Below are 14,845 nucleotides of genomic sequence, written 5' to 3'. Positions count from 1 at the left end.
CGTACGCCGGTATCTACTTCTGGTTCCCGAAGATGACCGGTCGCATGATGGACGAGCGTCTCGGCAAGTGGCACTTCTGGACCACGTTCGTCGGTTTCCACGGCACGTTCCTCGTCCAGCACTGGCTCGGCGGCGAAGGTATGCCGCGTCGTTACGCCGACTACCTACCCTCGGACGGGTTCACGGTTCTGAACTCGGTGTCCACGATCTTCGCCTTCGTACTCGGTGCCTCGACGCTCCCGTTCATCTGGAACGTCTTCAAGAGTTACCGCTACGGCGAAGTTGTCACCGTCGACGATCCGTGGGGTTACGGAAACTCGCTGGAGTGGGCAACCACCTGCCCGCCGCCGCGTCACAACTTCACCGAGTTGCCGCGCATCCGCAGTGAGCGTCCGGCGTTCGAGCTGCACTACCCGCACATGGTGGAGCGAATGAGGGCGGAAGCGCACGTGGGTCTCACCGGGCAACCCACGTCGACGTTGGAGAAGAGTGACGATCATCGCCAGATTGATTAGTGCAATAATAGTTGCTGCACTAATTAATCTGATAACATCGGATTCATGACGACGAAGGCTCCGCAGACGCAGATGGATGATCCGCTGGCTCTCGACCGGCAGGTGTGCTTTGCACTTGCGGTCGCGAACCGGGCGGTGCTGTCCGTCTACCGGCCACTGCTCGAGCCGATGGGCCTCACGCATCCCCAGTACCTGGTGATGCTGGCACTGTGGGGAAAGTCGCCGATGGCGGTCAAGGAAATCGGGCAGGCACTGCAACTCGATTCGCCGACGCTGTCGCCGCTCCTCAAGCGACTCGAGGCGTCCGGGCTGATCACGCGAACCCGTAGCCGCGCCGACGAACGGCAACTGGACGTGGACCTCACCGAAGCCGGTGTGGCACTGCGCGCGGAGGCGGAGAAGATCCCGCCGGCGGTTGTCGCGAAGCTCGGCGTCAGCCTCGCCGAACTCGAAGAACTCCACAATGTTCTGACGCGGGTCAACGAGGCCGCGCTCCGCGCCGGAGCCTTGGACCAATGAGAGAAATGTGATGACTGCATCCGAAAGAAACGTGATGACTGCGTCAGTACCGTCGATGCGTACCGAACAGGTGACTTCCGTGACTTCCAAAAAGCAACGTACGAGCCCGAATCCTCTTCAGTGGTTGGGTTATTCAGTGGGGCGCAAACTGCCCGATTCGATGCAGGACTGGGTACGAAACGACCTGATCGGTGACTGGGCCGTGCCGCGTCACCTGATCCGAAGCATGGTGCCGTTCATTCCAGTGTTCGCGGCCTTCATGCTCTTCCCCGGACCGTGGGCCCTGCGGGCATCGATGGTGCTGCTCGGAGTGCTTCTGGCACTGTTCTATTCGGTCTCCTACATGGCTCAGAACAGGTCGCGCCGCCTCGAGCGTCACGGTTTGCCTTCCGACCTCGAGAACCCGAAGAAGATCTCGCGCCACGACGCCGAGAAGGCCGCCTACGAGAAGTTGCACGGCGGCCCCGCGACGTAGACGCCTCGGTCACAAGCCGTGGAGGGCGCTGCCGCCGTTCAACTCGCAGACGCGTTGCTCCACGGTCGCCGAGAAGCCCCCTTCCGGCTCGGTCGAACGAAGAGCCGATTCGACATCTTGCTCGACCAGATATCCGTTGATCGCGATTGCCGCGGTCGAACCTGCCGCCGCAGCATTGATTACCTGGGCGCGAGGGTCGACGACGTTGCCGGCGCCCCAGATACCAGGAACACTGGTGGCGCCGGAACGATCGACAGCCACGAATCCCGTGGGGCTGGTTTTGCAGCCGAGTCGCGTCAGATGTGCGTCGTTCGGAACGAAACGCGGCGCAACGAACAGTGCTGAGCGCGCAACAAGTTGGCCGTTGTCGAGTTCGACGGCTTTCAGTTTGCTTTTCTCGCAGACCAATCCAGATACCGATCCGTCGGCAACCGTCACTCCTCGGGCAGCCAGTCGCGCGCGTTCGTCGGGGGTGAGCGAGATCTTGTCGGGGAAGAACGTCACATCCGACGACCACTGTCGGAGTAGAAACGCCTGGTGAAGTGACATCTCGCGAGCGTCGCCGCCGAGAACGCCGATCGGTTGGTCGCTGATCTCGTACGCATGGCAGTACGGGCAATGGAGCACGCTTTGTCCCCAAAGCTCCTGGATGCCTGGTATTTCCGGGAGTGAATCCCGTAGACCGGTGGCAACCAGCACAGTACGAGTCTCGAGCGTCGTGCCTCCTGAAAGTTCGACGACAAAGCCGGGTTCGATACCGCGCCAGGAGATGTCGACTACGTCATCTTGTGTCAATTCCACTCCGTACGTCTGCAATTCGCTGCGTCCGACGGCGAGCAACTCACGTGGCGCCATGCCGTCGCGCGAGAGGAAGCCGTGCATGTGTGCTGCCGGTGCGTTGCGCGGTTTGCCGGAATCGATGACGGCGACCGAGCGCCGAGCACGACCCAACACCAGGGCTGCGCTGAGTCCGGCGGCGCCACCGCCGACGATCACGGCGTCGAGGATCTCAGTTTCAGTGTGTGTTCGCATGAGCACAGATTGCTCGCGGAGGAGGTTCATCAGCAACTAATGTTGCCATTTCTGGGAATCGTCGTCAGACTCGGCACCATGAATGTCAACGGTCCGCACATCGATGCCGCCATCTCGCAGATCGGCGCGCGCCTCAAACGCATTCGTACACAGAGGAACGTCACGCTCACAGCGCTGTCCGAGTCCACCGGTATTTCGAAGAGCACCCTGTCGAGGCTCGAAGCGGGGGAGCGTCGCCCGAGCTTGGAGTTGCTGCTTCCGATCGCGCTTGCCCACCAAGTGCCGTTGGACCAACTGGTGGCGGCACCGCAGGTCGCCGATCCACGCATCCAGAGTGCGCCTCGAAGCGTCAGTGGGCGAACGGTATTGCCGCTGACTCGGCAACCGGGTGGGTTGCAGGCATTCAAGATGACCATCCCGGCAAGCCAGACGGAACCGGATCCCCAAGTGCACGACGGCTACGAATGGCTGTACGTGCTGTCGGGGAGGTTGCGGTTGGTGTTGGCCGATCACGACATCGTGATGGGTACGGGTGAAGCTGCTGAATTCGACACCCGAAACCCGCATTGGTTCGGCAGTGACGGGCGCGGCCCGGTCGAGGTACTGAGTCTGTTCGGCCCCCAAGGAGAACGCATCCACGTTCGGGCCAGGCCTTCGGCGAAGTGAAGGACAGTCATACTTTCATTCGGTACTGCCGGAAGCGAAGAGGACAGTGAGGATCTGTGCGAATCGAAATTGACGACCTGAGTCGGGATGCGGTCCGTGCTCTACTCACCGAACATCTCGCCGACATGCACGCGACCTCGCCCGCGGACAGCGTTCACGCGCTGGACGTCACGGGGCTGATGGATAGCTCTGTGACCATGTGGACGCTGTGGAGCGAAGGTGACGAGTTACTCGGTTGCGTCGCACTCAAGGAACGGTCGTCGGCGGGCGGCGAGATCAAGTCGATGCGAACGTCATCGGCAGCAAGGGGGCGTGGCGTGGGAACGCGACTTCTTCAACACGTCGTGGACGAGTCGAGACAACGAGGTTACCGGCAACTCGAATTGGAGACCGGTACGCAAGAGTTCTTCGATCCAGCTCGCCGGTTGTACGCGAAATTCGGGTTCGTGCCTTGTCCACCGTTCGGGAACTACCGCGAAGACCCGAACAGCGCATTCTTCGTTCTCACCTTGTGAGCAGCTCGCACGCTACAGCATCTTGGCTGTGATGCGTCGTACTGCACTGTCGGAGTCCATGATTGCGGTGTCGAGCACCAGCCGTTCCGTAGTCCACGGCTCGTAGTCTCGATCCAGAATTTCCTGCCACGTCGGTAGTACGAGATCCGGGATGTCGACGACTCGTCGTTCAGCGCGTCTGCGATGCTCGTCGGGATCCGAACAGATTACCTCGACACCGAGCAGGCGCGCCGAATTATGTTGTGCGGTAGCGGACCAGGCGTTTCGTGTCGCCTCGACGGGGTTGACGCATTCGACCACGACCGAAAGTCCCAGTCGCAATTGTTCGGCGGCGAGCGCGTACCCGGTGATGTATCCAGCGGTCCCGGACGCGTCAGCTATACCGCTGCGGATCAGCGCCTGTTCGATGGTATCGATCCGCACGAAGGGGATTTGGTGACGCTGCGCAAGCGCCCGCGCGATCGTCGACTTGCCGGTGGCCGGCAAACCACCGATCACGACGAGCGTTGCGCGGGTCGATGGCTGGGGGTTGTGTCCGGCATCCACCATCCCCGAAATGTACGGGGCGTTGTCGATTTACGTGAACTCGCCCCGTACCCTGCTCAGTTCGAGATCGCGAACTCTCGTGCTTCGAACGCCAGATCGTCGGCGGCGGATTCCATTCGTGCCGTCGCACGGTTGGGTGCTGTCAGCACTGCCACAATCGGAACTGCCAACGCCAGCAGGCCGAGAACGAAGACAGGGAAGAGGAATGAGAACACTTCGAGTCCCTGTGGCGCCGGGGCTGCCGCGTCGTGAACAACCTCGACAGCGGCCATTCCGGTGTAGTGCATACCGACGACAGCGATGCCCATGATGATTCCGGCGACGAAACGCAGAATCGTGGACTCGAGCACCATGGTGAACCACAGTGCAGCGGTTCCGGCGACGACTGCGATGAGAACCGACAGTGCAACGAAGAGCAGGTCGTAGTGGATCTCGCCCTGAAAGCGCAAGGCGCGCATACCCGTGTAATGCATGATGTTCACGGCGAGACCGGTTACCACGCCCCCGATCAGAAGCCGCGTCCAGCGAAATTCGGTCCCGATGATCAGCAGGCCGACAAACACGGCCCCTACTGAGATGATCGCGGAGATCACGGTCCATCCGAGGTTGTATCGAATGGGACTGCCGGGGACTGCGAAGCCGAGCATGGCGATGAAATGCATGAGCCAGATGGCGACGCCACCGATCGACAAGGCAGCCATGGCGAGCCATCGCATGCGTGTGGCGGTTGTCGTCGCCGACGCTGAATGCCTGGTGCACGCCAGGCCGACTACCGACCCGACCACGGACACGACGTAGGCGAGTCCGAGCAGCCAGATTCCCATCGAGAAATGGTGCATTTCATCCGACATGCCAGTTCCTTTCGGCGACGATTCGCATCTGGTGATTCATCTAGACGACTGCTTCAGCTGCAAGTCGTTCGAGGGAGTATTCGGTGACGGCGATCAGCGCGCGTTTGGCCGATTCGCGGTTTCGGGCGTCGATCTCGATCATGGGAACCCGGTTGGGTAGAGCCAACGCCTGGCGGAGATCGCTCGCCGAATGGATTGGCGCGCCGTCGAAACGGTTGACCGCCACGATGAACGGGAGGCCTCGCGCCTCGAAGAAGTCGACTGCGGCGAAGCTGTCTTCCAGGCGACGCGTGTCGACCAGAATGACCGCACCGATCGCACCGGTGATCAGGTCGTCCCACATGAACCAGAAGCGGCGCTGTCCCGGGGTTCCGAACAGATAGAGGACCAGGTCGTCAGCGAGAGTGATACGCCCGAAGTCCATCGCGACCGTCGTGGTGCTCTTGTCGGGAGTGGATCCGAGATTGTCGATACCGTCGCTGGCGTCGGTGACCATGGCCTCCGTGCGAAGGGGGACGATTTCGGAGACGGTCCCCACAAGTGTTGTCTTGCCAACACCGAAACCCCCGGCGATCACGATTTTTGTCGATTTCACGCGAGACGATGAGTCAGAGTGCCCGAAGTCCACTGAGGGTCCTTTCGATCAGTTCGCGTCGCTCGACTCGAGATGCGTCGCTTCGCAGAGTGGCATGTATTTCCAGTGATCCGGCTACTACGAGGTCGGCGACCAGTACCCGCACGACTCCGATCGGAACACCCAGGTGGGCAGCGATCTCGGCAACCGAGATCCGCTGCTCGCAGAGTGCGACGATCGATGCACGAATATCCTGCGGTGCAAGATTGTTCGAGACCACGTCTTCGATCGTCGCGATGATCGCTTCGAGTGGGAGGTCGATGGACGGCAGGGTCCGACCTTCGGTGAGCGCGTACGGCCGGACCAAGCTCGGTTCGGCGTCGTCGTACTCGGATTGATGGTGAGGCATCGAACTCAAATACCCTGCGATGTTCTCGGGGCAATGTCCATGGTGGTCCCGACGCGATCGACGAGAGTCGCCATTTCGTAACCGATCTGGCCGATGTCGCATCCGGCGACAGCGAGAGCGGCAAGGTAAGCGCCACTACCGACGCCCATGAGAAGCAGGTAGCCGTTCTCCATCTCGACGACGGACTGCATGACGGCGCCACCGTCGAAGAGGCGTGACGCCCCCGCGGACAGGCTGGCGAGTCCGGAAGTGACAGCGGCTAATTGATCGGCTCGGTCGAGCGGAAGATGTGTGCTCGAGGCCGTCAACAACCCGTCGGCTGAGACGATGATCGCGTGACTCACACCCGGCACGTCTCGGGCAAAAGCCGAAACCAGCCAGTCGAGTGCGCGGGGAGTCTCTTGGGCTCCGACAGTGTTCACTGTTCTCCTTCATCGTTGTGCAACATCGTGGACGATTCGAAAGACTGTCCGACATCGGGCTCATGGTCGGCGGCGCGCCGACGCCCTCGTTGTACGCCGGATTGGTAACTGCTCCAACCACGTTGGACGTCCGCCGGATTGGATGCATGGCGCTGTGTCGTTCCGCCTCTCCCGACGGCACCGGGAACCAGGCGGGCTCCGCGGTCTCGAATGGGAAGTCCGGAATCGGCGATCTTGGTGACCGGCATCTCGAACGAGGTCCGAGCGGCCAGCCAGCCTTGATCCGCGTCGGTGGTCCACGCACTGCCGGTGGAAGCAGCTGAAGTCTCCGCCGTCGGGTCCACGAGCCACTCGGACACCATCCGGGCGAAAATCGGCATCGTGGTCGGGACAGCGAGTACGCCGTTCGAGTTGCCGTCTCCCGCGCCGTCAGCGCGCGTCGATGCGCGAGCAGAGAGCCCGTCACGGGTGCGCGAGGAGAAGAACGCCGCAGTGTTTGTCGGCGTCGGGGGTGAGAGCCGGTGCCGTGGCGGCGGGGTTGTCGACGGGTGTGGACCCACCGGGATCTCGGGACCCTGTGCCGACGAGGTGAATTCCGGCGAAGGAGTACGCACGGGAAGGGACGTCGATGCGCTTGTGCCTTCGGGATCGGGCAGAGGAGCGAAGGACGACACCGAGGTGGCGGGTGCAGCAGTGGTCGGAGTCGAGGTACTGACCGCCGGTACTCCACTTGTGCCCGGAGTGCGACGTGGTAACCCCGAAGGCGCTGTTGTCGTGGGAATGGATTGCGGTGTGATCGGGGCGAACGTCTCAGTCCGGTCGGTGCTGTTGCTGGGTGTTCGACGCGGGAGATCTGCGAAACTTCTGGTCGCAGGCTGCGGGGGTGCCAATTCGGTCGGGACGGGCTTTGACCAGGACGGTTCAGACGGTGCGGGCGGCGGAGTCCGATCGAGCGTGGGCACGGGTCCGGTTCGCGGCGTGCGGATCTCGGGTCCCCGAGAAGAATCGAGTATCGACGTCGGTAGGAGCACCGTTGCGGTGATGCCGCTGTGCGTCGACGACGTTGCCGTCGGGCGCAGGCGCACAGAGATGTTGTAGCGACGACTGATTCGGCTCACGACGAACAAACCCATGCGACGCGCTGTATCCGCGCTCATCTCGCCGCCGGCGGCGAGGCGCTCGTTGGCATCGAGGATATCGGCAGGCGACATGCCGATACCGAGATCTGCGATCTCGACGATCATGGAGCCGTCGATGGTGCGGGCAGCGTTGATGGAGACGGTGGTCTCCGGTGGGGAGTACCGCAGAGAATTGTCGAGCAGTTCAGCGATGAGGTGAACGACGTCCGGGGCAGCATGACCGGTGACGACTCCGGGCGGTATCTGCCCGAGTTCGACGCGTCGATATTCCTCGACGCCTGATACCGCCGCACGAAGGATATCGCCGAGAGCGACGGGGGCGGTTCTGGCGCGGCGTACATCGGTTCCGGCGAGAACCAACAAGTTGTCGCCGTTTCTACGCATTCTCGCGGCGATGTGGTCGAGCCGGAACAGATTCTCGAGGCGACGAGGGTCGTCTTCGTCCTGCTCCAACTGTTCGATCAAACCGAGTTGCTGGTCGACGAGGGACTTGTTACGCCTCGACAGCGTTTCGAACATGTCGTTGACCTGGCGCCGCAGGGTGGCCTGCTCGCCGGCCAGCGTGATGGCCTGACCGTGCATGTCGTCCACCGCGCGTGCAAGCTCGCCGATTTCCTCGTGGGTGCGGATCGGGACACGGGCGAAGTCGACGTCGTCGATACTGGCACCTGCGCGAATTCGTTCGATCGCGTCGGGGAGTCCGCGTCGTGCTGCTTGCAATGCGGCAAATCGCAGCCGACGGATCGGATCGATGAGCGATCGGCTGATGACGAGGGCGATGGCCAGTGCCAGCAGGACCGCGCCGAGCACGATTGCAGTGTCACGAAGTGCTGCGGTTCGTGCTGCATTGGATTCAGCGGTGACGGTATCGCCGAACTCGGTGACGGTGGTGTCGGTCAGGCTGTTGTACTGGTCGTTTCCGGATTTCAGATCGGTACCGACGCGGCTCCCCAGAGGAGAGGTCGACGGGGTTGATCCGAGTGCGTTGATCCGGTTCTGAGCAGAGTTGCTGAGGGTCCGGACGGTGTCGTTGCTCCCGTCGATGGCGAGAATGTTGTTCAGAGCGACCAGTTCGGCACCGGCGGCACTGACCATCGAGGTACGAGCCTGCTGGTCCGGATCACCTGAGCCGAAGAGGATTCGTTGTTCGGCCAGTGCTCGTCGCGCATCCCAGAGTGCTGAGAGTCGGCCACCCTCTTCGCGCAGCGCCGGACGCTGAGAATGCTCGACGACGCTGGTGAAGGTGCTCGAGAGTGCGCGCGAGACTTCGCCGACCCGCGAAACCAAGCGTGCGGGAGCCACCGCGCCGGCGGCGACCTCCTCCGTGATGGAACGGCTCTCTGCGAGCGCCGAAGTCACTTGGTCGTTGAGGTCGTCGTCGGACTGGAACGCGCGCGCGGCGTCGACCAGTTGATCCATTGCGTCCGAAACCGCTTGTGTGGCGGGGCCGGTGTCAGTGCGTGCCGATGCGGCTTCGGCGAGCTCGTACAGCGCGGATTCGAGATTGATCGCGGCGGGCACAGCGAGGGCGCGCTCGGACGAGGAACTCAGCTGTGCGGCTTCTTCGAGTTCCGTCTGAACGCGAAGGGCTCCGAGGACGACGGCGACGATCATCGGCAATGCGAGAACGGCGATGACCTTCCATCCCAGGCGCCATTCGCCGATCGACCACCAAGAGGTTGTCGTGTGTGAATCGTGTTTCATGCGGAACATGGCCCCTTCACGTCAACCCCCCGTGGGTCATTGCCCGAACCCCTTCGATCCGGTTTGACCAGAAGGGGTAGTTAGCTGAACGGTAACAGACTGTTCGCTGGCTCGCTACATCCCAGTTGGCTTCTTGGATCGCCGATGACTATATCCGGATTGTAAGGCCAGGTGAAAGGGTAAACGGACAAGTGCGGCGAATGGGATAGCCGGATAGTCCAATTTGGTAGCTCGGTGAGCAGTGCTGCCCGGGAATTCGTGGAACTCACGGCAAGCATCTGGCTCGTGTCCCGACATCGAGGACACGTCCGAACGAGGCGCACACGCATGTCAGAATGTGGAAACCGCACCGATGACCGAATTGAACTTGGAGCCATAGTGAGTGGAACTGCTCGCGATGCGTTGCGCGCGATCGCCGAACTGCTCGCCCCTGACAGCGCTGTTGTCATCGATCGTGTGACTCTCGCGATCGACCAACCGGAACGGTATGTCGAAGTACAGAACGAGTTGTACTCACAGACGCTCGAGAAGCCACACCCGGAAATGGCGTGGTTTGCTCTCGTCGACGCATTGCACGAACAAGAACGCCTGGTCTGGGTGGACTGGAACGAGGATGCTGCCGAGGTTCTGGGTCAGCTGCGAGTGCTCACGTCGGCGCCGGCGGGATCGTGGGAGTGGGCGGACAGTCTTGTCGTGGCCTTCGATCGAGCTGCTGGACTCGAATCGCTTCTCGCCCGTATCGGCGACAACATCACCGATACGGGCGTTTCACTTGCCTGGCTCGACAGCGACAGCGATACGTTTCTCCTCGCGCTCGTCCCGAGTGTTCACGGTGCAACGCTCGTCGAACTCGCGCTGGCAACCGGGCACTGCGTGCGCGTGTTCTAGAGTCTCAGCGTTTGCCGAGCAGGCGGCGCAATCCTTCGATTCGATCGCTCAGTCTGGGCGGCGTGCGCTCGGGATCCATCAGTGCATTTTCAGCGAGCACGTGGTCTTCGCCGTCGACTGTGTTCCGGTCGAATTCGCGCAGACTGCGAGCGTCGGAGGTCGAGAGAGCGCGAACCGTCGACAACAGTGACTGCTCGCCCAACGCGTCGTCGACTTCTTCCTCGGTGACGTCGAGGTGCTCGCTGAGTAGGCGGCGCCTCAATCCGATGATCGAGGCGCGCAACTCGACATCTGCGTCGTCGTCGGATTCGACGGCGATGTCGCACTCGGTGTCGAAGCCCATCGAACGGTTGTTGAGATTCGACGACCCGATTCGCAGGAGGCGATCGTCCATCACGAGAACCTTGGCATGTACGTAAATGGGTGCGCCAGAAGAGGTCACGGGATAAAACGCACCGAAACGGTCGTGGATATCGGCCGACCACAGCAAATGCAGCAGGTCGTGGCGTGCCCCGTCCATCGCCTTTTGTTCGAGCCATCCATCGGCATTGCGGGGAATGACCAGAATGATTTCCGGCCCGTCGGCCTCACGTAGACGCGCGGCAATCGCCTCGGCCAGCGTGCGTGATGCGAGGTACTGGCTTTCGATGTACAGCGTGTGTTCGGCGCCGGCGATGGCCGCGAGATACAGCGCCTCGATCTCGCGAACCTCCGCGCGCTCGCCGAGTTCCGGCAATGTTCTGGCGACGGCTACGTCGACCACCCGCAAGGTGGGAGCCAAATTGACGGGCCATGGAGTCGTAGTGCTCTTGACCGGTGTCAGATCCTCGCCGGTTGCGGATTTCCAGCGTGCCCGCGCCAATTCGCCGATGGCCGCAGCCGCATTGCCGTCGACCGCCGTGGTTGCGTCATGCCAAGGGCCGTAACGCCTTCCGCTCGGCGTGATTCGATAATCGTTTCGGTCGACGTGATCCGAGGTGTCCCAGCGGTCCACAGTCATGTCGATGCCGCCGCAGAACGCCAGAGCGTCGTCGATGACGATGATTTTCTGATGGTGCGCCGCACCAACCGGGTGGGCGCCGTCGATCTCGAACCGTAGGCGCTCGTCGGTCAGCCAGTTGGACACGAAGACGGGAGTCATGCCGCGGCCGATTGCGGTGAACGCGCCGATGTTCCATTTGAGTACGAGGATTTCGAGGTCGGGTTTCTCGCGGACGAGCCAGCGGAGGAACATTCCCAACCGGTTGGGGCCGTCGAGAGTCTGGTTGCCTGGTTCGAGTTTGATGCGCGTGTCGAAGTCCCAGCCGATCAACATGATTCGCTTCTCAGCTTGCAGCATTGCGGACTTCGCATGATGAAAGTAGTCAGCGGCGTCGACGATGCAGGCAAGATTGTCCGCCGGTTCGATGCGCCAGCAGGTTTCGCCCGGAACAAGGATTCTGTTCATTCGCCGATTCCCAGGTACGCGGTCAGTTCGCGCGCTGCCGCTTGGCCGGCGCGGTTGGCTCCGATCGTCGACGACGACGGTCCGTATCCCACCAGGTGCACGCGAGGGTCGGCTTCGACCTGCGTGGCGAGGCGCCCGGTCATCGGGATTCCGCCACCCGGTCCGCGCAGGTGCAACGGCGCCAGGTGATCGAGTGAGCTACGAAAACCGGTGCACCACAAGATGACATCGGCGTCGGCGACGGTACCGTCGGCCCATTTCACGCCGTTCGGAAGAATTTCGGAGAACATCGGCAGTCGATTCATCACACCACGCTCACGTGCTGCCCGGATGGCAGGCGTTACCGGGAGGCCGGTCACCGAGACAACGGATCCCGGTGGCAGGCCGCGTCGTACACGATCTTCGACCATGGCAACCGCAGCGCGGCCGATGTCCGGCGTGAACGGCTCGTCGCGGAACTCGGGTTCGCGCCGCGTCACCCAGGTAGTGGTCGTGACGCGTGAGATCTCGTCGAGCAGTTGGACAGCCGAGATCCCGCCGCCGACCACGACGACATGTTTGCCTTCGAACTCGGCAGCGGTTCGATAGTCCTTCGTGTGCAGTTGTCGGCCACGGAACGACTCGGCCCCGCGATAGTGGGGGATGAAGGGCCGCTCCCAGGTCCCCGTCGCGTTGATCAAGCCTCGCGCCGCGAATACTCCCTGGTCGGTCTCGATCCGCAGGCGCTCTTCCCTCGGACACACCACTCGCGTGTGTACCGGGCGGTGGACGGGAAGTTCGAATTGCTTTTCGTACAGTTCGAAGTAGTGGGGGACCGCCACCGATGCAGGCACCTGTTCGGCGTCTGTACCGGTGGTTTCCGCGAAGGACATTCCCGGGAGGTCATGGACGCCGTTGACGGTGCTCAGTGTCAGGCTCGGCCAACGGAACTGCCACGCCCCGCCCGGCCCCGACGCATGATCGAGCACCACGAACCCCGATTCGGGCTCGATTCCGAACTTGCGCAGGTAGTACGCGGCGGAGAGTCCGGCCTGTCCGGCGCCGATCACCAACACGTCAACCGGGTGTGGTTGCTGTGCGGCAAGGTCGTCTGTACTCATCGGTAATCTAACCTCCTGATGTACAGAACTTAGCTGCAGAGAAGTATGCGGACGGTATCGGCGCCTCGGAACATCCCTGTGTCGAGCCTTCCAGAAACGAAAGTGAGCGGACATGATCGGGTTCTCCCGTGACGGCAACGTCGTGACCATCGAGTTGCAGCGTCACGAGCGTCGTAATGCGCTCAGCGCGGAACTCTGCATCGCAATACGGGACGCGATGAACGCGGCGGTAGCCGAGCACGCGCACGTCGTCGTCATCACCGGTGAGGGATCGGCGTTCTGTGCAGGCGCGGACCTTTCCGGCGACGTCTACATGGAGGGCTTCACCGATCGTCTGTTCGAGATGCTTCGCTCTATCGACACGGCGCCCATCCCCGTCATTGCCGCTGTCAACGGTCCGGCCATCGGCGCGGGCACGCAACTGGCCATCGCGTCGGATCTTCGCGTCGTAGCGCCGAGCGCTCGCTTCGGAATCCCGGCCGCCACCCTCGGTGTCTCGGTGGACAAGTGGACGATGCGTCGGCTCGCGTCGCTGGTCGGCGGCGGTCCCGCGCGCACCATTTTGCTCGGCATCGAACAGATCGGCGCCGAAGAAGCCTTCACTCGCGGCCTCGCCAACAAAATTGGAACCCTCGACGACGCTCAGGAATGGGCACACCGCATTGCAAATCTCGCACCGCTGTCGTTGCGGCACATGAAGATGGTTCTCAACGACGACGGCACCATGGAGGAGCAGTCTCCCGAGCAGCTCGACGCGCTTCACGCCGCCTGGCTCAGCGAGGACGTCCAGGAAGCCCGCGCTGCCCGCATCGAGAACCGCCCTCCCGTATTCAAGGGTAAGTAAAGCTGGTTGCAGGGAAAACAGGCGCCGGGCACGCAGGGCAGATAGTGGCTACGCTCGTCTGAATGAAGAAGACGACGGTTCTCGGAGTTGCTGCTGTTGCCGCGGCGACGGGGTGGGTGGCGCGAGCCGCATGGGGCATCCCGACGCAGATCGGGGCCTCGCGAAACACGGTGCAACCGTATGCGGCGATGTCCCCGCGATACCGGGACCGCCAGTTCCACAACTCGGAGCCCAGCAGCACACTGGTTCCGGGCACCGATGTCGGAATGTTCAAGTCGATGGCCACGCGAGGGTCGACGGGTCGGCCGCGTCGGCCGATTCCGTTGGCCACTCCGCTGGCACCGGCGGCAGCCGGCGACGCGGCGGTGACGTGGTACGGCCATTCGAGCGTTCTCGTCGAGGTCGACGGCTACCGCGTTCTCGCCGATCCGGTGTGGAGTGAACGCGTATCACCCTCGGCCACAGTAGGTCCCGCACGCATGCACCCCACTCCGGTGGCTTTGACCGAACTGCCTGCAGTGGATGCGATAGTCATCTCTCACGATCACTACGACCATCTCGACATGGCTACGGTCAAGACCCTGACTCGTACACAGACCGCTCCGTTCGTCGTGCCGATCGGTATCGGTGCGCACCTGCGGCACTGGAAGGTGCCCGAGAACCGGATCGTGGAACTGGACTGGGACGAGTCGACCAAGATCGGCGACCTGGTCCTCACGTGCACGGAGGCTCGTCACTTCTCCGGTCGTGGCCTTGTCCGGAACACGACCCAGTGGGCGTCGTGGGTATTCGCCGGGCCGAAGCACCGGGTCTTCTTCGGTGGTGACAGCGGATACACATCACGTTTCGAACAGCTGGGTGAAACCTATGGGCCTTTCGATCTGACGCTTCTCCCCGTCGGTGCGTACGACGTGCGCTGGCCGGACATCCACATGAATCCGGAAGAGGCAGTGCAGACGCACATCGACCTCAACAAGGGCGACGGGTCGCGCGGTGTCTTCGTCCCGATTCACTGGGCGACGTTCAACCTCGCGTTTCACTCGTGGTCGGAGCCGATCATTCGCCTCGACGAGTCGGCTGCAGATGCGGGCACAACAGTGTCGGTCCCGATGCCGGGCGGCAGGATCGACGCGTTGTCACCGACACCGCCGTCGAAGTGGTGGATACCGCTGGGCTGAGCGGCGAAGTGTCGCGGACGT

General features: G+C 62.4%; 17 protein-coding genes. 8 read left to right on the top strand and 9 right to left on the bottom strand.

Annotated elements, in window-relative coordinates; translation table 11 throughout:
* From ACYP01_RS01605 to ACYP01_RS01595, 3 genes are all read left to right on the top strand, one after another.
* A partial coding sequence (locus ACYP01_RS01605) for a cbb3-type cytochrome c oxidase subunit I (protein ID WP_459678351.1) occupies positions 1–515 on the top strand: 515 nt, incomplete at its 5' end.
* A 45-nt stretch (positions 516–560) separates the two neighbouring features.
* Entirely contained in the window at positions 561–1,034 is a 474-nt protein-coding gene (locus ACYP01_RS01600; protein WP_003939892.1) for a MarR family winged helix-turn-helix transcriptional regulator, read from the top strand.
* A gap of 55 nt (positions 1,035–1,089) precedes the next feature.
* Positions 1,090–1,509 (top strand): DUF5313 family protein, encoded by a 420-nt coding sequence (locus ACYP01_RS01595; protein WP_042451127.1) that lies wholly within the window; start codon positions 1,090–1,092, stop codon positions 1,507–1,509.
* A gap of 9 nt (positions 1,510–1,518) precedes the next feature.
* Here the strand turns inward: ACYP01_RS01595 and ACYP01_RS01590 are convergent, their stop codons facing one another.
* Positions 1,519–2,547, bottom strand: a complete 1,029-nt coding sequence (locus ACYP01_RS01590) for an NAD(P)/FAD-dependent oxidoreductase (protein WP_070160662.1) — start codon at positions 2,545–2,547, stop codon at positions 1,519–1,521.
* Positions 2,548–2,580: 33 nt separating this feature from the next.
* Here ACYP01_RS01590 and ACYP01_RS01585 point away from each other — a divergent pair, with 33 nt between their 5' ends.
* Together ACYP01_RS01585 and ACYP01_RS01580 are read left to right on the top strand one after the other, a co-directional pair.
* Entirely contained in the window at positions 2,581–3,207 is a 627-nt protein-coding gene (locus ACYP01_RS01585) for a helix-turn-helix domain-containing protein (protein ID WP_007727793.1), read from the top strand.
* A gap of 56 nt (positions 3,208–3,263) precedes the next feature.
* Positions 3,264–3,722 (top strand): GNAT family N-acetyltransferase, encoded by a 459-nt coding sequence (locus tag ACYP01_RS01580; protein WP_042451126.1) that lies wholly within the window; start codon positions 3,264–3,266, stop codon positions 3,720–3,722.
* 12 nt (positions 3,723–3,734) lie between these two features.
* Here ACYP01_RS01580 and ACYP01_RS01575 read toward each other — a convergent pair whose 3' ends face one another.
* The 6 genes from ACYP01_RS01575 to ACYP01_RS01550 are packed head-to-tail and all read right to left on the bottom strand — an operon-like array spanning position 3,735 to position 9,367.
* Complete coding sequence (locus ACYP01_RS01575; RefSeq protein WP_003940554.1) at positions 3,735–4,271, bottom strand: P-loop nucleotide/nucleoside kinase family protein; 537 nt, start codon at positions 4,269–4,271, stop codon at positions 3,735–3,737.
* A gap of 53 nt (positions 4,272–4,324) precedes the next feature.
* On the bottom strand, positions 4,325–5,119 hold the full coding sequence (locus ACYP01_RS01570) for an MHYT domain-containing protein (RefSeq protein WP_003939865.1): 795 nt from the start codon (positions 5,117–5,119) through the stop codon (positions 4,325–4,327).
* 40 nt (positions 5,120–5,159) lie between these two features.
* Positions 5,160–5,747, bottom strand: a complete 588-nt coding sequence (locus ACYP01_RS01565; RefSeq protein WP_003940118.1) for a GTP-binding protein — start codon at positions 5,745–5,747, stop codon at positions 5,160–5,162.
* Positions 5,728–6,102, bottom strand: a complete 375-nt coding sequence (locus tag ACYP01_RS01560; protein WP_003939996.1) for a DUF742 domain-containing protein — start codon at positions 6,100–6,102, stop codon at positions 5,728–5,730. The genes ACYP01_RS01565 and ACYP01_RS01560 overlap by 20 nt, the downstream gene beginning before the upstream one ends.
* Before the next feature lie 5 nt (positions 6,103–6,107).
* Positions 6,108–6,524, bottom strand: a complete 417-nt coding sequence (locus ACYP01_RS01555) for a roadblock/LC7 domain-containing protein (RefSeq protein WP_003940329.1) — start codon at positions 6,522–6,524, stop codon at positions 6,108–6,110.
* The gene (locus ACYP01_RS01550) at positions 6,521–9,367 is read right to left on the bottom strand and encodes a HAMP domain-containing sensor histidine kinase (RefSeq protein ID WP_459678345.1); all 2,847 of its coding nucleotides are present in this window, start codon (positions 9,365–9,367) and stop codon (positions 6,521–6,523) included. The genes ACYP01_RS01555 and ACYP01_RS01550 overlap by 4 nt, the downstream gene beginning before the upstream one ends.
* 378 nt (positions 9,368–9,745) lie before the next feature.
* Here ACYP01_RS01550 and ACYP01_RS01545 point away from each other — a divergent pair, with 378 nt between their 5' ends.
* Positions 9,746–10,255, top strand: coding sequence for a DUF6630 family protein (locus ACYP01_RS01545; RefSeq protein WP_030534948.1), 510 nt, complete (start codon positions 9,746–9,748; stop codon positions 10,253–10,255).
* 4 nt (positions 10,256–10,259) lie between these two features.
* Here ACYP01_RS01545 and ACYP01_RS01540 read toward each other — a convergent pair whose 3' ends face one another.
* Positions 10,260–11,702 (bottom strand): phospholipase D-like domain-containing protein, encoded by a 1,443-nt coding sequence (locus tag ACYP01_RS01540; protein ID WP_459678342.1) that lies wholly within the window; start codon positions 11,700–11,702, stop codon positions 10,260–10,262.
* Positions 11,699–12,802, bottom strand: a complete 1,104-nt coding sequence (locus tag ACYP01_RS01535) for an NAD(P)-binding domain-containing protein (protein ID WP_459678340.1) — start codon at positions 12,800–12,802, stop codon at positions 11,699–11,701. Before ACYP01_RS01535 ends, ACYP01_RS01540 begins: the two co-directional genes overlap by 4 nt.
* 112 nt (positions 12,803–12,914) lie before the next feature.
* Here ACYP01_RS01535 and ACYP01_RS01530 point away from each other — a divergent pair, with 112 nt between their 5' ends.
* Together ACYP01_RS01530 and ACYP01_RS01525 are read left to right on the top strand one after the other, a co-directional pair.
* Complete coding sequence (locus ACYP01_RS01530) at positions 12,915–13,646, top strand: enoyl-CoA hydratase (RefSeq protein WP_003940192.1); 732 nt, start codon at positions 12,915–12,917, stop codon at positions 13,644–13,646.
* A gap of 62 nt (positions 13,647–13,708) precedes the next feature.
* Positions 13,709–14,824 (top strand): MBL fold metallo-hydrolase, encoded by a 1,116-nt coding sequence (locus ACYP01_RS01525; protein ID WP_081558270.1) that lies wholly within the window; start codon positions 13,709–13,711, stop codon positions 14,822–14,824.
* The last annotated feature ends 21 nt before the right edge of the window (positions 14,825–14,845 follow it).

The sequence above is a fragment of the Rhodococcus sp. no. 34 genome, assembly GCF_054589475.1.
The sequence above is the reverse complement of the archived record's forward strand: the minus strand, read 5'-3'. Positions and strand labels throughout refer to the sequence as shown.